Here is a 22,601-nt window from a genome sequence, read left to right on the forward strand (position 1 = left end):
CAGCTTTTTTAGAAAACAACTTTTAAGTTAACCCCCATTGAACGTGTGCTTGGAAAAGCCATACGTGTAACACCCTGCGCGTTGCCTGTACCAAAAGAACTGGATTCAGGATCAACATGTGGAATATCGCTCCACAGGAACAGGTTACGACCGTATACGCCCACATTCACAGACTTCAGCACTTTAGCATTTTTGATGGTAAACGTATAGTTTAAGTTTGCTTCTCTCAATTTTACCCAATTGTTTTTATACAGATACTCTTCATTCACTTTAGCAGCACTCCACCAGGTCTGATCTCTTTTTACCACTTTATCATTGGGCTTGCCATCTGTATTCTTAACACCGGCATATACAAAATCTTCTTCTCTGGAAGCTGTTTTGGCGCTTACTCCATAACCATCTAATAAATCTTCGGTTGCATTCAGCATAACACCACCCTGGCGGGTATCAAAAAGGAAATCGAAAGTAAGGCCCTTATAGGTAAACTGGTTGCGTATACCCCCTGTCCAATCAGGTTCAATATATCCCAGATTTCCACCATCATCATATAAAGGACGCCCGGTTGTAGCACTTACTATTACATTTCCATTGGCATCTCTTCTCAATTTCTGGCCTACAATAGAACCATAGCGTTCGCCTCTGATAGCAAAAATGGCCGGATTACCAGAGAATCCTCCCAGAGAAATTCTCTCCACTCCCGGATAAGTTTCAATTACTTTAGAGCGGATTCTGCTATAAGTAATGGTTGCATCCCAGGTGAAGTCTCTGGTTCTAACGGGTGTTACATTCAACGCCAGTTCTATACCATTAGATCTTACGTGCCCTGAGTTTAATGTAGCATTAGTGGCACCGGTAGCAGGAGAAACGTCAACAGCAACAATACCATCTTTGTTGTCATTTCTAAAATACGTTGCTTCTAAGTTAATTCTGCTATCCAGAAATCTGAATTCACCCCCCACCTCAAACTCTGTGGTTTTTTCGGGTTTAAGCGTTGGATTACGCAGGGTGTTACTAAATGTATAACCAGGAACAGAACCGAATGGAAAAGTAATACCACTGGTAAAACCATCTGTTGCACCACCAAGTGTATATACATTCTGAAGACTGTATACACCGGCATCTCTTGCTGTTTGGGCATAAGCCAATCTTACTTTACCGTAGTTAAGAACCTTTTTATCAATACCAAAAGCATCAGTAAATATGAAAGACAAGTTAGCGCCTGGATAAAAATAACTCCTCTCATTGGTAGGTAAGGTAGAAGACCATTCGTTACGAGCGGTAATACCCAGATAGAGATAGCTTTTATAGTCCAGTCTTAAATCGCCAAATGTACCAATCAGTCTTCTGATTGAGGTATACTCATAGTCAGGATCAAAAGACTTACCATTTGCCATATTAGTTATTCCCGGCAAACTTAAAGCAGTAGCTGTTTGCGCAATATTCTTCAACTTGCGCTGGTTGTAATCCTGACCTGCTACTAAGCTTAATCCAATGTCTTTGGTAAGCTTTCTGTTAATGTTCACTAAAAACGTAGAAGTCAGTTCCTGTCTGTAAACATCGTTATTACTTAAGTAGCCATTGGGGCTACCGCCGCTGTTGATATCCCGGAACGATTTTCTGAAATCGGTAAGGATATCAGCACCTAAACGGTACGTGAAATCCAGCCAGGGTAATGCCTTATAAGAAACATTGGCAGCCGCAATCCAGTGGTCGCTGGTGGTGTTATAAAACGTTTTATTCACACTCCATAATGGGTTATCGAAGCTACCGCCTCTGAAGTTACGTTGTGTTCCGTTCGGGTTTACATATCCATAACCGTTCAGGTCCCAGCTTACAGGAGCATTGAACAATGCAAATATGGGGTTATTGCCATCCTGTCCGGCATAAGGCACATCACCCCATGATCTGATATAGTTTAAATTAATACCGGTAGTTATTTTGGAAGACAGGTTATTGGTGGAGTTAAAGCGTACACTTGCTTTGTTATAATCCTGGTTAGGCACTATAGAGGTTTGCCGTGACTGACCGGCAGATAAAAAGTAACTGCCCTTTTCTGTGGCTTGTGAAACCGAAACAGAATTATTAATAATTACACCTGTCTTTAAAAAATCTTTCCGGGGATCAAAAGCTCTCAGCGTAATATTACCACCTGCTGCTGCACTGGCAACAGTTTGCCCTGTAATTTTAGGGCCGAATGACAAGGAGGTTCCTTCTGCATAAGTAGGAACAGCTGGCGTACCCGCGAATTGCCCCTGGGCGTAGGTAGTTTGAAAATCAGGCAGCTTCAGTGCTCTGTCAAATCCAACAGTGCTGGATATACTTACTACGGGCTTACCTATTTTGGTTTTACCTGATTTGGTAGTAATCAGTACTACACCATTTGAACCTCTGTTACCATATAATACAGCAGCTGCACTTCCTTTCAATATAGAAACGCTTTCTATATCATCAGGGTTAATATCAGCAGCACGGTTAGGTGAGCCTGCACCGGTAACCGTATTGGCGGTACCATCGTTAGCATTTGAAATAGGTATTCCATCTACTACAAACAAAGGCTGGTTATCTCCGGTAATAGATTTGTTACCGCCTCTTATAACCACCCGCGACCCCATACCTGGGGCACCACCACTGGATATTACCTGCAAGCCGGCAACTTTACCATTAAGAGAGTTTACTACGTTCTGATTAGGCACATTGGTTACATCCCCTGCCTTTAATTCAGTAATAGCATAACCCAATCCCTTCTTGTCCTTTTTTATACCTAAAGCCGTAACCACCACCTCGCTTAATGTAGCCTGATCAGTTTTTAAGGAAATGGTAGCAACACTGTTTGTGCCTACCGGATATTCTATTTTTTCAAACCCCAGACTTTTTACTACCAACACCGCATTAGCAGCAGCTTTAATAGTAAATGAGCCATCAGGCCTGGTTACTGTAGCGGTGCGGGTTCCCTTTACTTCAACCGTTGCGTTGGCAACAGGGTCTCCTTTATCATCTGTTATTTTACCCGTAACAGTACGGTCCTGTGCGCATAACTGAATAGTCAGCAGGCACAAACTCATAAACAACAATAGTTTTCTCATGTAAAATGCTTTTTTTTAGATTAGAATATATAAGGATGGGGCATACAAAGCCTGTTCAATGCCAAAGGCATCAAAAGCATAATAGATAAAACTGTATAAATACTACACTGCGCTTACACAGCCATCTGCAGAAAAGCTTTATCAACTATCGTATTCTTTTCAGGAAAAACATCTGCACCGTGTAACGGTGGATGGAACCATCGGGAGTAGTGGACATAGTAATGTCCGTGTGCTAATTTTCTCATGTGCCGTTAGTTTATGATGTTCTAACTAATAGCAAAATACCAATTATCTATAAAAAAAGCAAGCCTGCCGTTCAAAATTGACAACAAAAACCATTATACATATCACTATTTACTGATTATGCGTCACTTACAATAAAAAAATTAACCCGAAAAAAAAGCTGCCTCCCTTATCAGGAGACAGCTTTTTATTAAATGTTGCTATGGTTTTAGTTGGCGTAACCAGGATTCTGCAGCATCAGTTTGTTAGCCTGAATTTCTGCATTGGGTATTGGTAATACAAAACGGAAGTTACCTGTAGGTAACACACGGGAAGACTCGTCCGTGGTAGGCGCGTCAGAAGCCTTTCTTGTTACCGGCATCCCTTTCCTCCTTAAATCCCAGAAGCGGAAGCCTTCATAAGCAAGTTCTTTAAAGCGCTCGCGCATAATATCTGCAATGGCCAGTTCTTTTGAGCCATATGCGCCAATAGGAGCATAGTCAGCAATACGCGCAGCACGTAAAGCATTAATATCAGCAGCGGCGCCACCCAGGTCTGATGCAGCAGACTCTGCTTTTGCTTCTGCACGTATAAGATACATTTCAGCAGTTCTTAAAATCTTATTGTCAGCTACGTTTTCTGTTGCAGTTGTATAAGCACCACCTGCATACTTTGCAACCAGGTGTGATGGTCTTGCTGCATCAGACAACAGCTTCTCATCCTTAAAATAGGCCTTAAAGCGTACATCTTTAGCTGTATCGTAACTATTCCACAAAGTATCAGATGCCAGCCAGGTAATTGTACCCATTGTTGTTTTTCCACCTACAACGGTAGAAACGGCTCTGAATAATGATCCTGTTTTAGCACCAAGGCTGGCACTACGTTTCAGTTCAAATGCAATTTCGTCGTTGTTTGCATCTGTCCATATGCCCGGAAATGAAGCGCTGGTAGCCAACGGTAAAGCTGAAATATACTCAGTGCTATACGTAATGGCGTCATCCCAACGTTTCATAAACAAAGCAACACGCGCCTGCAATCCTGCTACTGCAATCTTGTTTGCTCTGCCCACATCTGCAAGGCTGTTAGGTACCAGGTTTTTACACTCTGTCAAGTCAGCCTGCAGCTGCTCAAAATAGGCTCCCATTTTAATTCTGGGCATCGCTGGCAAATCGGGCCTGTATTGGCTAATATAGGGCATTGCCAGGCTATCTGCATGATAGTTATTACAGTAGTAGCGGAACACTTCAAAGTGGCAAAAAGCTCTTAAAAACAAGGCTTCGCCTCTGAGACGGCTGCGAAAAGCCTGCGTATCAGTTAACCTGGTAGAATCTGCACCCGGCAGCGCCTGCAATACCCTGTTAACTCTGTCAACCACCCTGTAGTAAGGGTTAACGGCAGTAAAGTTATCGCGGATAGTTACGTCTGTAGAGCTGTATTGCCACTCATGAACGGTTGCGGAGTTATAAAACTCACCTTTCTTAACCTCATCGGAAAGTATAGCGTTCAGCAAAATGCCCATTTCTGTACCTAATCCTGCATAAGCGCCAATAACTCCAGACTCGTTATTCGCTACTGTTTTCAAAGCTAACTGATCGGTAAGCAAATCAGTTTCCTTCACTTCTAACAGCTTGCGGCAGGAAGCGAGGCTTAATAGTAATGCAGGAATATATATTATTTTACGATATTTCATCTTCAACTATTTCTTATTATGAATGAATCAACCGGGTACCGGTTAAAAATTAATATCTATACCAGCTACAATCATTTTAGGATTGGGATATTCATTCAGACTGATATTGTTTCCATCTTCCGGATCCAGACCAGTCCATGGGCTCCACACGGCAACGTTCTGCATTTGTGCATACACTTTTGCACCCTTAATTACATTAGTGCCTTTAAACGCAATAGCCGGAATCTGATAAGCAACATTGATATTTCTGAATCTCAGGAATTTTGCATTTTCCAGATCTGATGAACTGAAATCTCTGTCGTATACAGGAGACTGGAAAAACGCATTATCTCCGGGTTTAAGCCACTGCTTGGTTAACAGTTCTCTGGAACCGTTAACAGATCCCTGATAACCTGAAGTACCACGTGTAATCCAGTTTCTGATATTGTTGCTTCTGGTAACAACAAACTGGTATGAAAATAAGGTACCGATAGTAAATCCTTTATAACGGAAGTCAAATGTAAAACCGCCAACATGCTTGGGAAGATAAGTTCCCCATTTAGCCATATTGGGCGCTGCTGCAGCCGTATTCACCTCTTTACCATCCAGCGTTTCAAAACGTGGTCTTCCCGTTGCCGGATCTGCACCAAGATAGCTTCTGGTATAATGGGTACCATAAGGTAATCCTTTGCGGATAATGAAAGTTCCTGAAGGATATTCATCTAAACCACCCAGGTCGGTAATTTTATTACTGTTGATAGCATGGTTCCATCCAAAAGTGAAATCAAAATCATGGGTTCTTACCACATCCACAGCCGCCATAAATTCAAGACCCTGGTTTCTCATTCTACCCGCGTTAACAGGTCTGCTTGTTCCGCCAAAACCAGTGTTGGCAGCCAATGGCAGAGAAACGAATAAATCTACAGTCTCATTTCTGTACGCTTCAACAGTAAATCTTGCCCTGTTGTGCCATACAGCAAAATCAACACCCAGGTTTGCCTTTCTGATATTTTCAATTTTCAGCTGAGAGTTACCAGGCGTAGAAGGAGCCGTACCTGTAACAGTACCTCCACCTGCGTAGTTGGCATTAGCAAAAGAAGGAATCTGTGGTCCCAGATAGTTAGATACTGCCATCCATGTTCCCGCTGCTGTACCCAAAAGATTATATGAGTTGGTAGCAATACTTCCGATATTAGGAACAACACCATAAGAGAATCTTACTTTCAGGTCGCTCAGCACATGCTGTGTTCTCAGAAAGTCTTCCTTAATCGCATTCCAGCTTAAACCTGCTGCCCAGGTAGTAATTTCTTTGTTTGCGTTATTGGCAATACGTGAAGTACCATCTCTGCGAATGCTACCAGTAACAGTATACTTATCATCATAAGTATATCTGCCTGTTCCAAAATAAGAACGTATTCCAAAGCCCGATTTTGCACTGTTTGCATTCTGTGGATAAGTGGTCTGACCGGAAGAAACCGGCAGCTGCCCTGCACCTTGTCCGCTGTTTGGAAGACGTGGATCCAAAGCATACAATGTAAATGCCAAACCTTTCTGATAGTTACGTACCACTTCAAAATAAGCACCTACTTCAAAATCATGCTTGTCAATATGTTTTGCATATGTAACACTGGAAGTATTAATCAGGTTAACATTGGTTCTGGCACCTTCTACGTCCAGACCGGGAACGGTAGCAGAAAAGCCGGCAGTAGTGCCTACATAAGAATCAGCTTTTATATAACGCTGCCATATATCAGCCGCAACATCAATACCAAAAGTGTTCTTTAAAGTAACAGATGGCAACAGCTTGTACCCTACTGTTAAGCCGGTATTTATTTTAACCTGATTCTGCACCAGGCTGGAGTTTTGAATACCTTCAAGCACATTCGCAATCTGCTTTAAGTTGCGTTGTGTACTTACACCAAAATTATAGGAGCCATCAGCCTTGAATGGGTTTTCGTACGGCTTGGCCCGGTAGGTCATCTGGAAAGCGTTTCTTGGGCTGTTGCCATAAGCTTCTCCTTCTGAATAATTGGTTTTAGAGTAACCTAATGCAGTATTCCATTGAACAGTAAGCTTGTTAGAAGTATGTTCAATATTAAAGCGGGTGGTATACCTGCGTAATGCAGCACCCAGATCTATACCTTCCTGATCAAAAATACCGGCAGAAAGGAAAAATCTGGTTTTATCACTTCCTCCGCTCATATTAATCTCATGGCTCTGAGACAGGCCTTCACGATAAAACAGCTTAGGGATATTAAGATTATTATTAATCAGACTATCCATAGAAAAGTCGCGACGCGCTTTTTCTGTTGCACTGGCAGCAGCATAGGTAGGGTTATTTTTTGAATAAGCCCAGCCTGGTAAAAGCTGATTCGCATCTAATCCAAAACTACCCAGTCTTTCTTCGTACGAAAGTATCTCAGCAGCATTCATAAGATTCAACCGGTCAAAGCTTGGCGCCTTGGTAATACCCAACTGGCTGCGTGCCATAACTTTGGTAGCACCTGCTCTTCCTTTTTTGGTGGTTATTACTATTACACCTGTACCACCACGGGCACCATACAAAGCTCCTGCACCGGCGTCCTTTAAAATGGTTAACGACTCAAAATCATTAGGGTTTAATGTTTGAAAATCGCTGGCAGGAATAGGTATTCCATCTAACACATACAACGGCTGAGCGCCAGCCCCCTGAATAGACTGTACTCCTCTGATGGTAACCGTTGCACTGGAACCTGGTTGTCCTGAGCTGGAGTTAACAAGCATACCAGGTGCACGACCTTGTAATGCCTGATCAAAAGAGCCCACAGGCACTTCTTCTACTGTTTTAGAACTCAATACTACAGCCGCACCGGTAAACTGCGATTTCTTTTCACGGCTATAGCCGGTAATCACAATTTCTCCTAACGACTGGTCACTTGATGCAAGTACAAAAGTGATGGAATATCTGTTACCAATAGGCAACTCCTGCGGAGTAAAGCCCACTGAAGTAACAACTAATGATTTGGCGTTTTCAGCGATAGCTAGTGAAAAGGTACCATCCTCTTTAGTAATGGTTCCTTTGGTAGTTCCTTTTACAGAAACAGAAGCATTGGCAACTGGTTTGCCCTGCTCATCTGTTACTTTACCGGTAACAGTCCGGTTTTGTGCCCATGCCTGTAGCAAAAGAAAGCACGTTACCACAAACAGTAGTAGTTTTCTCATGTAAATCGGGGTTTTAACTTAAAAATGTATATACCTGCAATTGTGCATACGAAGCCCTGTCGGCTTGTACAGCCAATAATTTCACGGAGTATCACGAAAGAACGCTTTATCGATTTAGCTTATAGCTACATCAAAAGTGACTTTAGTTCCGTTATATGTGTAAAATTGAAATGTTGAAAAGGTACCGGTAGTTTATTATAATTGTCCGTAGACAACCATTGAGGAATGAACACATTAGGTCCATGAATGGAGTTTGTTTGCTTTCTCATGTGTAGGCGAATTAGTTTCTCGCTGAATAATCAGATGGAAAATTAGTTAATAATAGCATAAAAACCCATTTTCTCTTCAAAAAAAAGCAAATACCGCCTATTTTCTAATCCTACTCTAATGTTACCTCAACCAGGTTGCTATTCCAGATAATTGTAAAAGAAACGTCTTGCAGGATTTAGTCCCCTTATTTGCCATACTTTTTGTACACACATTTTCATTTGCTCTCAGTTTTCTGTATCAACTGAGAGCAAATTACTCATAAGTAACTGTTAAAAAACAAGTTCGGAGAAGTTAAAGTAAATTTTAAGGTTAGCGCTTACGGAGCAGCCAGATTAGTACAGGCAACAATATAAGGTTTGTTAGTGTGCCGGTTATTAATGTAAGTGATGTTAACCAGCCTAATGCATTGGTGCCTCCAAACTCGCTTATACAAAATATAATAAATCCTGCTATCAATACCAGAGAGGTATAAATAATACTAACGCCGGTATGATGTATAGTTTGCACCAATGTTGGCTTAACGCTGTTGTTATAATGCGGCAACTCCTGCTTATAGTTTATTAAAAAACGTATGGTTACATCTATTGCTATACCCAGCGCTACACTAAACACCAGCACAGTGGAAGGCTTAAGCGCTATACCTGTCCAACCCATTACACCAGCTGTTACTACCAGTGGGATAAGATTTGGAATTAAAGAGCAAAGCAGTATGCGGAAAGAACGGAATAAATACAGCATACAAAGCGCAATTAACCCAAAGGCCCAAAGGATGCTCTCGCGCAGCCCATTGATAATAAATGCAGAGCCTTCCAGAAAAGTTACGCTGCTGCCTGTAAAGGTTACCTTATAGTTCGCTGTATCAAAAGTTTTATCAGCCTCTTTCCGGAAATCAGCAAGCAACCCGGGTAGTTTTCTGCTCCCGATATCTTTCATATTCACGCTAATCCGTGCAGTCTGGTCCAATGAATCTTTAAAACTGCTTAACAGCTTCACAAAGGCACTATTCCGGGTACCCGAATCTTTACTGCCGTTTCCTTTCAGATAGCTCATAACAGTAATAGCATCAAAGTCGGTAGGTATAGCAAAATATGTACTATCACCGTCGTATACAGATTGTCGCAGGAATTTAATACCCTCCACCAGGCTCAGTGGTTTTGCCGTCTCGGGCCGGGAAGCGATGTATTGTGAAAATGAATCAATCTTCTCCATAGGCCGGAGATTACGTGTAAGCCCTTTTCTCTTTTTGGTATCCACCACAATTTCCAACGGCATCACGCCCCCGAAAGAAGATTCGAACCAACGCAGATCGCGATATACCACATCCTGCTGCGGCAGATCATCTACAATAAATCCTTCACTTTTTAAACGGAATATCCCGGCTACAGAAACAATGGTAACAATGGCAGTTACTATATACACCCACTTGCTATGTTCAAATGTCCATTTCTCAATCCGTATCAGCAGGCGTTCCAGCATCTTGTTTTCCAGATAACGCATGTGTTTGGGCTGGGGCGGCTGCAGATAACTGAGTACTGTAGGAATGAATATCAGTGATATTACAAACAGCAGCATGATATTCAGCCCCGCAATAACTCCAAACTCTTTCAATATATCGCTCTTGGTAAGCGAAAATACCCCCATCCCTATCGCCGCTGCAATATTACAGAAGAGGGTTACAATGCCCATGCGGCCTACCATAGTTACCAACGCCTTCTGCTTATCGCCGGTATCTTTATAAGAGGTATGGTATTTATTAAGGAAATAGATACAGTTGGGCACACCTATTACTACAATCAATGGTGGAATTAAAGAAGTGAGTAATGTAATCTTATACCCTATCAGCACCATAGTACCCACACTCCATATTACGCCCATTATTACCACGGTAAGACTCATTAACATAGCGCTCACTGTACGAAAGAATAAAAGCAGGGTAACCGCGCTCAAAAACAGCGAACCGAATAAAAACCATTGCAACTCCTTTTGTATTTTATTGGCAACGGTAGTACGTATATAGGGTAAGCCACTTACATGCATGGTAAGACCTGTTTTGCCTTCAAAAGCATGTACCTCTTTCATAATATCATTCATTAACCGCGTACGCGATTTACTGTTGGCTGTATCCTTATTCAGTGTAAGGGCAAATAAGTAGCTATGCTCTTTGGGATTGTATAAGATACCCTCATAAAAACGCATATTCTCAAAAATAGCACGGCCACTATCCAGGGCGGCCTGGCTGATAGCCTTTGCCGGAAATATCCTGGCAGGAACCAGCCTTTCCGTTCCATCAGCAGTGTCTTTTACCAGCTGAATGGCTTCGGGTGCGTCCATAATGCCCAGTACCCCTTTAATCTGCTTTAAGCCGCTATGCAGCTCCTGCGCAGCCGTAAATACAGGTACTTTAAAAAAATCCGGACTGTTAATGCCCAGTACAACTGTGCTGCCATCGCTTCCAAACTTTTTAAGAAAAGCCTGATAGTCCTGGTATTTAACGTTATCGGTAGGTATGGCCCGTGTAAACTCATAACTCATCTGCACACGCGAAGCAAAATATGCCATGCAGGCAGTAAGAATAAACAACAGGATAAGTAACTGTAATCTGAACTTAAGAATAAACTGCCCTAAACGATACCACATATAAATACCTTCTGATGATAAATAATAAACTGCAAAGAAAAGTAACTAAAACCGCCCCGCAAAAATGCGGGGCGGCAGCTTTATTGGAAAAAACGATTAAAAATCAAGTCCCAGTGCAAAATACCACATCGGCTTGCCGCGGAAAATACCATTCATTTCCCATGCCGTATCCAGCTTGAGGAAGTACCCCAGCACAGTGCTTCTTACGCCAAAACCATAACCACCGGCAAAAGGCCCTATACCACCAGCTTTTAAGCGGATAGTTGCATAGTTAGGATCTGGCGTACCATCTGACTGGTATTGACGGTAAGTAGTAATAGGCCGCTCAATATTTTTGAGACTTCCGCTCCACGCCGTACCTAAATCAATAAACTGAACCAGCTGGAAGTTGCGTATAAAAGCGCTGTTGATGGGTTTATTAAAAAATGTGCTGAATACAGGCAACCTGAACTCACTGTTAATAACAGCTGCGTTATTACCGTTGGCTACGTTTTGCCTGAAGCCACGCATGTTCAGCGTTAAAGACTGGTATACATAATCCTGACCAGTGGGCAGGTTGTCCTGGTTGGCTTTAGGACTAATCCAACCATCTACCCCACCCAGGTAGTATAAAATTTTCTGATCGCCAAAGGAGAAATCACCGGCAGCACGCGCCGCCCAGATGAAATTGCGGTAAATTTTTACATAATACCGGGCGTCCACTCCCAGGTTCTGTACATTAATACCACGTGTAGAAGCCCCTTTACCTACTGCTTTATAATAGTCGTAGTAAATTTTCCAGCGTAAACCGTTCCAGATGTTCTGGGTAGGGTTAATGGTATTATCATACACATATTCCAGATGGGCAATACCCGTTTTTGCTACGGTATCAGGAATATTCAGCCCCTGCTCCAGCGGCTGGCCGCTTTCATAAATAAAAGGTCTGGTAACAGAACGGTCAGAACGTAAGGCAATGTTGGCCCTAATGCTTTTTGTTTCATCAATAGGATAAGCCACATTGGCCTGGTACAGATTGGTAACCAGCTTATTGTCAAAACCGGCGCCTGGCCCGCTGATAATATAAGTAGGATAGTTTTCTGTGGTGCTTCTATAATAAGTAAAACCCCAGTCTAAACGTTTGCGCAGGTTTTGGAAGGTAAAAAACACGTCTTTGTCAGACAGATTGGTGCCAAATCTGAAACCACCAATCATTTTAATATCTTCCATTACATCACTCACCCCTACCCGGAACGACCAGTTAAAGTCGTTACCATTATTCAACCTTACAGGCAATGCACCATACGCATATGGTTGAAAACGGTTAATCAGAATGTTGTTAGAAACACCTGCCAGCACATAATCTGCATTAAACTTCAGCTTATAATTAAACAAACCCGCTTTTTCAAGCACCGGCTCTCTGGCAGGTCCTTCTGCTGCAGGAACCGGCTCTCCGTTTACCATTACAGGCACGGAAGTGGTAGCGGCCGGTTTTTCATCATCAAACTCGTTCTGGAATACATTGTTTGCAGGCTTTTTCTCTGCCGGCTTGTTCACAGGCACCTCTGTAACTGCTCTGCCACCAGCCAACCGGGCTTCCTGCATCAGACGCTTCATGTAGTCCGTAGGACGGGCATTTACACTCCGCCTCCGTAACATAGCAGAATCCACCTGCAGCTTATACAAAAATTTATAATCGCCCTCGCGTCTTACTTCGCTCACCTGGCCTTTATCACCCGCTATGCGGGTTTCCAACAGGCTGCTCTGGTAGTTGGTTATAGGGAAGGTATAGGTAGAGTCTTTAAATACCTGAAAATAGCTGATGCTGTCCGGCTCATTTTTCTGCCATGCAGATAATGTGGAGTCAATTTCTTTATCTCCCGGGTTACGCAAAATTTCGTCACCTATATAATATAGCGTATCAAGCCCATTACGGGAGGTAGAGAAAAAGCCTGCCCACCTGTTGGCAATACCGTTCTCTTCACTTACAAAAGTGAAGTGGTTTACATTGTACTGCATAGGAGAACGTGCATCAGCAAACTTCATTTTAGATAACTGGGCAATCTGCTTAAAATCGCTTTTGTTACTGATGTCTACCATGAAAATGTTGAAGCGGTTTTTGCTGGGCAGTACCGTATCAGCATTTACAGCATCACCGGAAGGGCGGTTGGAAGAAAAGATAATACCCGATCTGTTAGGGAAAGAAACAAACGTAGGGTCCAGATCATCATACACATCATTGGTAATCTGTTGCACCTTTTCATTGTCTATACGGTAAGTAAAAATGTCCGAATGTCCATTTTTTACAGCGCTGAATAAAATAGTATTGGCATCCAGCATAAAGCCGGCACTCAAAATCTGGTCAAACGCAGTTATTTCCTGCTTAAACCGCTTAATATTGGCTACCACATCATAAACAAACATGTTTATTTTGCCCCCCTTCCAGTACACTACCAGTAAGCGGGAACCTTTGCCGTCCCAGGAAAGTAATGGGTAGTTAGGATTAATATCGCCGGTAATGGTTCTTACACCATAGCTCAGCAGTACCTTCTCATCAAGATTATTGTCAACGTACTTTACGGAGTAAACGCCCTTTTTAAACTGCACCACCGCATAAGAGTTATTACGGGGGTTGGGGTTTGCCTGAAAACGGAAGAAGTCAGCCTTTTTGGTTTCTTCTACCACCGATAAGCGACCACGTGGGGCATTCTTACGCTGTTTCAGATCCTTCACATACTTTTCTTCTTCAAAAGTCATAAAGTCGGCCAGTACATCCTTGAACTTCTTTTTACAAATCCGCTGAGATGCTGTGTTCAGGTTTTTATACAAACGTGCCAGGTATAAAAAGTAAGTCACATTCTCCTTCTTATACTTTTCAGCTATATAATACCAGAAAGCATGGCCCGCCAGGGTAGGCTTGTCAAAGGCAAACTGATAAAATTTCCGGTAGTTACCGCTCAGCATTACATTTCGCAGTTCATCATCCTTCTCAGGACTCCATGGTTGCGCTATATATTCTACATATCCATCCGTAAGCCATTTGGGAATATCCAGTAAGGCCTGATTACTCGCAATTTCACCAATATCATCACCAAACAGAATATTATCTACCAGAATGCGGGCAATACCTTCGCGTATCTGACGGCGCAGGGTATTATGGTTACCATCAAAATACAGTACAATTTTATTGTTTACCAGCTTGGTCATACCACCGGCGTTCTGCCAGTCCAGCCCCAGACCAATATTGCTGCTTTTGTAATCGTCGTAAGTATTATATATCACCAGATTGGCGCGGCGCTGTAAAGAGTATTCAACAGCATCCTCTATAGAGGCCAACTCATCTTCAGCCAGTTGGGCAGCAAACTTACCCAGTTCTAAACCACCCTGATTGAAATAAGTATTGAAATTGGTGGTCTGATAAAACTTCCACGTAAATTTTTTATGCTGTATACGGTTTTTGCCAAACTCTACGGTGTTTACCTGTCCTATGGTAAGAAGTGGGAACAATACGGTTGCTAAAAATAAATAGAGAATGCCAACCCTTAAGCGTTTAAATTGCATATCCGGTCTTTAGAATTTTAAAATTAGCATAATTAACTGTAACAGAGACTCAAAAATAGCGTTATGATCAAGGTTGATGTATTTACTTTTAACCCCTTTCAAGAAAACACTTACGTTTTATCCAACGAAACAGGAGATGCCATTATTATAGATCCCGGATGTTACTTTTCCGCTGAATGGGAAGAATTAAAAAATCAACTGGCAGCGAAACAATTAAAGCCTGTACGGCTGGTTTTTACCCACTGCCATCTGGATCATGTGTTTGGTACCGGTTGGGCAGCCACTCATTATAATCTTTTGCCGGAATTTCATAAACAGGAAGAAATTGTAATGGAAATGGCACCGGTAGCTGGTGCTAAATATGGGCTTACCTTCGATAATTACAAAGGCCCTGTTTCTTTTATAGAAGAAGGAACCAATATAACATTGGGACAAGATATCCTGAAAGTATTATTTGCGCCCGGCCATTCCCCAGGCAGCATCTGCTTCTATTCAGCAGATCAGCATTTTTTGATTGGTGGCGATGTGTTATTCAGAGACAGTATTGGCCGTACAGATTTACCCGGGGGCAACCACGAACAATTGCTGAGCAGCATCCTTAACACGCTGTTTACCCTTCCGGATGAAACAGTGGTTTACCCGGGCCATGGCGGGCCTACCACCATCGGGTATGAAAAGCGGCACAATCCCTTTCTTACATAAAAAAAGAGGCTATTCAGCCTCTTCCATTTTATTATATGCCATAATAAATACGGCCCCCAGGTTTTTATGGGGTGGTACGTAGTCGGCAAACATTTCATTCTTTCCAAGTATTTTAGACAAATTACCCCAAAGCCCCGGCCAGTTCAGATCCTTTCCTTCACGGGCAGTTTCCATCAGCGCAGTAATCATAGGAGCGTTGATTAAGCCACTACCTGTTTGTTTGGAAGAAATAATCTGCGCGTAAGGACAAATACCTAATACTGTATTCAGACTCTGATACCCGCCACAGCTTCCCAGCAGAATTACTTTAGCAGAAGGTGCCAACTGGGCAATGGTAGAATTCAGGTAATAACTGTGCCCACGGTGAATAACCACAGATGGATTCAGTTCTTTCTCTGCCAGATACTTATTTAAAGCTGATTGTGCTTCTGCATCCAATCCTTTTTCCTCGTCCAGTGGCTTATTAGCATAAATAGTTACCGGAACACCACGGGTAGAAGAAACCGCTATCCACTGATTATTACTGGTAATTTTCCAGTTACTATTAGAAAAACGGCCTACAAATGAATTAAACACCGTTTTACCATCTTTATCGCCATAAAAGAACTGTTGCACCACAATTCTGCCCGAAGTGTCGCGCAGAGATTTGTTAGGCATAAAATAAACCGGAGGTATACCCAGTGTTCCCGCCACATCAATATGATTGGCAGAATCCATAGATAAAAACAGGGTATTCAAAATACTATAAATGCGTTCACCACGGAAATTGCGGTTTTTCTTTACTTCCGCCAGATTGTGCTGCACCTGACTCATAATCAGTTGTTGCAAATCTTTATCGGTAATACTTGCATAAGAGTTGGCTACATCCACCGCATCTTCCAGATTGTTTGTTTTATCCAACCCTCTTACAAACGCCTTCATCAGTATTTCAGCATTCTCTTTCTCCATGGTTTTCAGAAAATGATCCAGCGTATTATAATTTGCCGCCATCTTAATCCACTTTTTAAAGTGATCAAAACGCACACTTATCAGCAATGAATCACCACGCGCCACTTTCATTTTCTTAAATATCATCGGGTATACCCCATGGGTATAACTGGACGTATAAATTTCCTCCTCTCCCAACACAGCCAGGTAATACAATTCCTGCGGCGTTAACAATTCAATCTTTTTAAACCGCACTGCGTCCGGCAATTCGTGCAAACCGTTGATCTCATTAATAAAAACATCTTTGGCCTTTTGTTGCAGGCGGGCCGTTAAAGTATTCATCACCAGCGGAGTATCCCTTTTCAACAAGCGATCTGCATACGCAATCTGCGTTTGCACCAGCAGTTTATAGTACTGCACACTGTCATTCATTACAGAATCTATAGCCGCAAAACTGCGTTTGCCTCTATACAAATCATCCAGAAAAGGAAAATACTGGCGCCCGGTTTTAAGCCGCGCCATATGCGCAATAATTTTTACCAGAGGATCTTCCGATTTCCGGATACGCACGCCCAGTTTGGTAGTAGCAGCTGCAAAGTTGTACAGTTCTTCCTGACTTCTTCTGGCAGCAAGCGCAATTAAACTGTCGGCGTAAGGCAGATCGGGATATTTGGAAAGAATAGGTAGTATTTTGTTAGGGTACTTCTGACACTCCTTCACAACCAGCAGATCCTTCGAAGATGCCAGCCCCGCATTTTGCTGAAAGGCAAAACTACGCACCAGAATATTGCCGGTTTCCAACGAATTGGCTTCTATAACCGGGGTAATCGGCTGCTGCAGACGCTCCAGCCGCATAGCCTCTTCATAAGCATTCAGCACATCTGTAAAAGTTATCAGCTTTATTCTGCGGCCTTTATTTTCTGCCACAAAAGCATATAAAACGTCATTCAGGCCACGCAGATACTTAATTTTATCGTTGCCATCCAGCGCAGAATCCAATTCTATTGCCAGTTGCAGGCGGTCTGTCTTTGTTATCACCGCATAAGTAGCCTGCATATTCAGTTCTTCATTATTGGAAGGTGTAAACTGCCCGTCATCCTTGCCATCCAGTTTCAATATTTCGCGCTGTAGCTTATCCACATCTTCATGAAACTTCTTCCGCATCAGCGGAATCTCAGGCATACGCGTGCTATCAATCTGAGCATCAGTTGTTTTTATTAAGGCCAGCAATACTATCAGCAGGTATAATTTAGTCATCTTCATCCCGTAAATTATTATTTCTCTGTTCAAAAGCGTATCTTACTAATGCAAAAGTAAGACCAAAGGCGGCCATATACCCTTAACAATAACATAATGCGCTAAACCACTGCGTTACACCGCGTAACATTATTTTTGTGTAAACATATTGTTAAGATGGAAACCAAGGGCAAGAAAGTTCTGATTGCTGATGATGAGCCGGATATTTTAGAGATTATAGGGTATAACCTGCGTAAAGAAGGTTATGATATTCATACTGCAAAAGATGGCGAAGACGCTCTGGTAAAAGCAAAGCAGCTGGCACCTGATCTGGTAATTCTCGATATTATGATGCCTAAAAAGACCGGCGTACAGGTTTGCGAAATACTCCGCAGCCAACCGGCTTTCCAGGATACATTGATTATTTTCCTCACCGCATTAAGCGATGAAGCCTCTCATATTAAAGGTTTTGAAACAGGTGCAGACGATTACGTAAACAAGCCCATCAGCCCCAAAGTGCTGACCAGCCGCGTAAACGCCCTGTTCAGAAGAATTAACAAGTCTGACGACAAAACCCTGCAGATTAACAACATTTCTATCGACCCTGTAAAATTTCTGGTAACCGTAGATGGTGCAGAAGTAATACTGGCTAAAAAAGAGTTTGAGTTGTTATACCTGCTGGCCTCCCGTCCGGGCCGTGTTTTCCTCCGCAATGAAATTCTGAGTCAGGTGTGGGGTGCCGACGTAATTGTGGGCGACAGAACCATAGATGTACATATCAGAAAGATTCGCCAGAAGCTGGGTATTGATTGTATTACCACCGTAAAAGGGGTAGGTTACAAATTTGATATCTAAACAGTCGCGTAACTTTTGGTTATATTGCGTGTTATGGCCTTTGCCATGATAACACTAAACCAATGCTTAGTACAAAAAACCTGTCTCCTAATCAATTGTCAGCGCTTACTGCGCTGGTACTCTCCCTCCCTGTAGGGTTGGGCTTTTTTTTGGTAACCTTTAGCGTATGGGTAAGCATTATTGCCTTCATTGCTGTATTTGTAGGGGGCTACCTGCTCATACGCTATGTGCTGCAGCGCTTTATATACCGCAAAATCAAACTCATTTATAAGTTTATTTACCAAACAAAGGCTTCCAAAAAAGAAGAAATGTATTACAAGTACATTCTGCCCCAGAAAAGCATTGACGAGGTAAGGGAAGATGTGGAAAAATGGGCCGCCCAAAGCAGAGCAGAAATTGAAGCCCTGCGTAACAACGAGGCTTACCGGAAAGAATTTCTGCAAAACCTGGCCCACGAATTCAAAACACCCATTTTTGCTATTCAGGGATACGTAGATACACTGTTGGGCGGCGCACTGGAAAACCCCGAGATAGCTACACGTTTTCTGGAAAATGCCTCCAAGAATGTAATAAGAATGGTGAACCTGGTAAGCGATCTGGACGAAATATCCCGTCTGGAAAGTGGAGAACAGCCGCTTTATAAAGAAAACTTTGTAATTCAGGATATGATAAGAGAGGTATACGAATCTCTCTCCATCAAAAGCGCCAGAAGAAATATAAAATGCACCTTTAAAAAAGGCTGCGAACAGCCCGTTACCGTTTTTGCTGATAAAGAAAAAATAAGGCAGGTAATTATTAACCTGGTAGCAAACGCTATTAAATATGGCAAACAGGACGGCCATATTGTGGCCAGCATTTACAAAACAGACGAACAGCATGCGCTTATAGAAATCAGCGACGATGGAATAGGCATTTCGGAAGAACACCTGCCCCGCATATTTGAACGCTTTTACCGTACTGACCGTGGCCGTAGCCGCGATGTGGGAGGTACAGGCCTGGGATTGGCTATTTGCAAGCACATTGTAGAAGCACATAACCACGTAATGCATGTTCGTAGTAAAGTAGACATCGGTACCACTCTGGGCTTCACACTCGACATAAGAAAGGATTAACAACTCTTTCACACAACCCTGCAGATTTCTCCCGTATCAGTTTGCAAATAAAGCAAATGAAAGCCCAATACCTTATAGCCCTCGCAACCTTAGCCTCCTTAAGCCTGTCCTGTGTACGCAGGGCCTATTATGTTTCACCGGTATATGGAAGCAACACCCCCTACCATACCGTGCCGCTGAAAAAAGAACAAATAGCGTCTGCATTATATGGTAATGCCAGTTTGCAAACCGGCTCAGCTAACGACCAGGGGAGAGATATGAGTTCCAACATGCAAATCAATGCTTATCGCACACATAACTTCGGCACTTTACAGGCGTACTATGGAGGCGGCTTTGTAGCCGGCATTTACAATGTCAAAGCTTTTGATACTGCAAGCTATAGGCGAAATACATATGATATAGCTGTTGCACCCATTAATGCCGGTGCCGGCAATCTGTTTTATGGTACCGGTAATATCCACGGTGGTATGCATGTGGCAATACCACTCTCTCCGTCTAATACTGCTCCCGAATTACGCCTGGGCTCCAAAGTGGCCATGCATAAAGAGTTTGGTAACTATCTCTCGTTCAGAAATTCTTTGCATTCCGACTCTGTTTCCGGACTTGCCAATAGCAGCACACTAGGTAGCCTCTCCGGCTATACAGAAATTCTGTTTCCTTCTTCCCATAACATCATTGGCGCTCAGTTGGAAGTGAATCTGATGCTGGGCAAACAATATAGTGATATCTATTTTGGAAAAGGTACGCCAGGCGGCCGCTACGCATATGTAAATGGCACTTTACACCTTACCCAGGGTAAAACAACAGCCTATCTGCAATGGTCTCTTGGCACCCGGCTGTTTGGTATTCATTTGGGCGTAAACTATCAGTTAACAGGTAAATCAAAAAAGCCCCGGTAAAAACCGGGGCTGTCAGGCATGAGAAAATCTGCTTAGTTACTTGTGTGCTATGAACCAAACTGCACAACAAAGGTGCAGGGCATATGTAAAGTAATTATGAACGGAAAACGAACTCTGTATTAATTTCTATTGAGCTGTCAGAATTAAATTAGACCAGGTTCCGGGTGATTCTAATCCTACAAGACGGCACTGCAGCTTATATTGTTGCCCTGGCGTCATTCCACCTCCCCACTCCAGTGTAGCAGTAGGTACATCTGAAAAATCATGCAATAAGTTATCATTTATATCGAGTAAACGCCAGTCGTAAACCAAGCCGCTATAAGGAGCAGCACAATCATGTGTAAGATTGCCTACAGCTGGCACCACAGTAGGTCCTAAAATAGCATTGTCATAAGCTGCAACGGACTCCACCGGATATAAATAATTAGCCGCTACTGTATCATTGGCAGAAAAGCCTGTCCATGACCAGCCAAGCACACCAATATCATATCTCATAATTGAACTAGGCTCCTCAGTGGTTATTACCGGGAAATAATTTGCGCCAGCTCCCGGAACGTAATTAGGGTCAACCTCCCAATTGCTGCGACGCAAACCCAGAATGTGCCCTATCTCGTGAGCAATAGTCAGCAAATCCTGAGAGTGTTCTTGCCGATCCATTTCCGTTACTGGCTACATTGTCTACAAATAACGATGTGGAAGGGGAGCCATCCGCTGAAGTAAAAAATCAGCCCTGTCTGGCGATTCATTTTTTGATATTTAGAGAAAAAAAAGAGGTTGTGCGTCAGGCACAACCTCTTTGTCTAAAATTTGTATTTAATGCTAGTAGGCTTTGTTTTTAGGATCCAATTCAACCCATCCGTCCATCCAGGTATCACCGGTGTTCAGTGCACCAACGTATGTTACGTTAGTTAAACCAGCCAGCTTAGTCGCACTGAAAGAAGCTTTACCTAATAACGGCGAACCGGTAGCAGGACGAGCATCAACAGTTGTAGCGTTTAAAGTAGTAAACTTCAGATTAGCGATATCGCTGATGGTAGTATCGTTTGCGTTTGCAGCAGCCATAAAAGTAGCAGCTGGATTTGCACCGGCAGCACCACCGTTGCTCGCATAAATATATTTACCAACAGGGAAACCTGCTACTATGTTATTTTTGAATTCCATTTGACCGTTGGTAACCCACTCGTTAGAGTTAACACCGTCAATGTTGATGCCGTTTGCCCAGCCCAGGAATACCGAGTTGTAAACAGACAGCTGAGTACCTCTTCTTAACAGAGCAGCTCTGCCAAATGCAGCATTAACAGCAGAAGCACCAACAAAAGCACCTGGTCCGATGAAAGTCATGTTAGAGAAAACAGGAGCAGTTAAAGGAGTGCTCAGTGTTGTAGGAACCGGATCTTCGTTATCAGATTCAAAACCGTTTGAAGCCGCAGTACCCACATCGAAAATAGAATTATCTCTGATTGACAGACCAAATTGTACTTTACCAACATAACCATTGTCAGTATCAAAATCATCGTCTACGCCTCTGTAAGCAAACAGGTATTTTGCGTTTACTGCGCCACCGAACCACTCAAAGGAGTCATCACCAGAGTAAGACACCTGAATATGATCCAACGTAGTTCCACTACCTACACACAACAAGGTTAAGCCATTCAATTCAGAGTTCAACTGAGAAGATAATGGAATACCCGCAAATTCAATACGTGTATATCTTAAAGAGCCGGAATTGTCTGCGTTGTTATCACCACCACCAACAATATTATTTCCGTAGGCAGTAATCTCAGCTTGGTCAAAACCTTCCAGTAACCTTCTGCCTTTAACACCACCATATGTATAGTTAGTAATACCATTACCAACAAGTACAATACCACCCCAGTCGCCTTTATCTCTTGCACCAACTGCCTGGTTAGAAGTAAATACGATAGGTTGTGTAGGGGTACCCTGAGCATCTATTTTAGCACCTTTGGTGATTACCAGCGTAGCTTTGGTACCTTTGATAGCCTTGATGATAGTTCCCGGCTGTATAGTCAGCGTTGCATTGTTAGAAACAAATACAACCCCCTTCAGATAATAAGTTTTACCAGTTACCAACGTTCTGGAAGTAGTGATTGCGGCAGACAAAGTATCAGAGCCTGTATTGGTTGGAGGATTGGAGTTATTATCATCTTTTGAACAACTTGTTACTCCTAACAAAAGAGCACCCAATCCCACTGCTGAAGCCGATAAAAGTCTTCTGGTTTGTTTCATACAA

The 22,601-nt window shown here is 42.7% G+C and carries 12 protein-coding genes; 4 read left to right on the forward strand and 8 right to left on the reverse strand.

Features of this window, described 5'->3' with window-relative positions:
- Positions 1 to 8: 8 nt before the first annotated feature.
- The 5 genes from IEY13_RS22145 to IEY13_RS22165 form a co-directional block, all read right to left on the reverse strand.
- Positions 9 to 3,083, reverse strand: coding sequence for a SusC/RagA family TonB-linked outer membrane protein (locus IEY13_RS22145; RefSeq protein WP_188956337.1), 3,075 nt, complete (start codon positions 3,081 to 3,083; stop codon positions 9 to 11).
- Between the two features lie 451 nt (positions 3,084 to 3,534).
- The gene (locus IEY13_RS22150; RefSeq protein WP_188956339.1) at positions 3,535 to 4,995 is read right to left on the reverse strand and encodes a RagB/SusD family nutrient uptake outer membrane protein; all 1,461 of its coding nucleotides are present in this window, start codon (positions 4,993 to 4,995) and stop codon (positions 3,535 to 3,537) included.
- A gap of 42 nt (positions 4,996 to 5,037) precedes the next feature.
- On the reverse strand, positions 5,038 to 8,175 hold the full coding sequence (locus IEY13_RS22155) for a SusC/RagA family TonB-linked outer membrane protein (protein WP_188956341.1): 3,138 nt from the start codon (positions 8,173 to 8,175) through the stop codon (positions 5,038 to 5,040).
- 579 nt (positions 8,176 to 8,754) lie between these two features.
- Positions 8,755 to 11,004, reverse strand: coding sequence for an efflux RND transporter permease subunit (locus tag IEY13_RS22160; RefSeq protein ID WP_229687960.1), 2,250 nt, complete (start codon positions 11,002 to 11,004; stop codon positions 8,755 to 8,757).
- A 174-nt stretch (positions 11,005 to 11,178) separates the two neighbouring features.
- Positions 11,179 to 14,565: a TolB-like translocation protein gene (locus IEY13_RS22165; RefSeq protein WP_229687961.1), complete on the reverse strand. Its 3,387-nt coding sequence runs from the start codon at positions 14,563 to 14,565 to the stop codon at positions 11,179 to 11,181.
- Positions 14,566 to 14,682: 117 nt separating this feature from the next.
- Here IEY13_RS22165 and IEY13_RS22170 point away from each other — a divergent pair, with 117 nt between their 5' ends.
- Positions 14,683 to 15,321 (forward strand): MBL fold metallo-hydrolase, encoded by a 639-nt coding sequence (locus IEY13_RS22170; protein WP_188956345.1) that lies wholly within the window; start codon positions 14,683 to 14,685, stop codon positions 15,319 to 15,321.
- 9 nt (positions 15,322 to 15,330) lie between these two features.
- Here IEY13_RS22170 and IEY13_RS22175 read toward each other — a convergent pair whose 3' ends face one another.
- Positions 15,331 to 17,511: a hypothetical protein gene (locus IEY13_RS22175; RefSeq protein WP_188956346.1), complete on the reverse strand. Its 2,181-nt coding sequence runs from the start codon at positions 17,509 to 17,511 to the stop codon at positions 15,331 to 15,333.
- Between the two features lie 150 nt (positions 17,512 to 17,661).
- On the opposite strand from IEY13_RS22175, the gene IEY13_RS22180 reads away from it, so the two are divergent.
- The 3 genes from IEY13_RS22180 (at position 17,662) to IEY13_RS22190 (ending at position 20,350) form a co-directional block, all read left to right on the forward strand.
- A complete protein-coding gene (locus IEY13_RS22180) occupies positions 17,662 to 18,339 on the forward strand; it encodes a response regulator (protein ID WP_188956349.1) in 678 nt (225 codons plus the stop codon).
- Positions 18,340 to 18,401: 62 nt separating this feature from the next.
- The gene (locus IEY13_RS22185; protein WP_188956351.1) at positions 18,402 to 19,451 is read left to right on the forward strand and encodes a sensor histidine kinase; all 1,050 of its coding nucleotides are present in this window, start codon (positions 18,402 to 18,404) and stop codon (positions 19,449 to 19,451) included.
- Between the two features lie 56 nt (positions 19,452 to 19,507).
- On the forward strand, positions 19,508 to 20,350 hold the full coding sequence (locus IEY13_RS22190; RefSeq protein ID WP_188956353.1) for a hypothetical protein: 843 nt from the start codon (positions 19,508 to 19,510) through the stop codon (positions 20,348 to 20,350).
- 126 nt (positions 20,351 to 20,476) lie between these two features.
- Here IEY13_RS22190 and IEY13_RS22195 read toward each other — a convergent pair whose 3' ends face one another.
- Both IEY13_RS22195 and IEY13_RS22200 read right to left on the reverse strand, forming a co-directional pair.
- Positions 20,477 to 21,007: a zinc metalloprotease gene (locus IEY13_RS22195; protein WP_188956355.1), complete on the reverse strand. Its 531-nt coding sequence runs from the start codon at positions 21,005 to 21,007 to the stop codon at positions 20,477 to 20,479.
- Between the two features lie 162 nt (positions 21,008 to 21,169).
- Positions 21,170 to 22,597 carry a beta-helix domain-containing protein gene (locus IEY13_RS22200; RefSeq protein WP_188956356.1) on the reverse strand — a complete coding sequence of 476 codons (1,428 nt, stop codon included), beginning with the start codon at positions 22,595 to 22,597 and terminating at the stop codon, positions 21,170 to 21,172.
- Between the last annotated feature and the right edge of the window lie 4 nt (positions 22,598 to 22,601).

Source organism: Filimonas zeae, assembly GCF_014641615.1.
Lineage (GTDB): Bacteria > Bacteroidota > Bacteroidia > Chitinophagales > Chitinophagaceae > Filimonas > Filimonas zeae.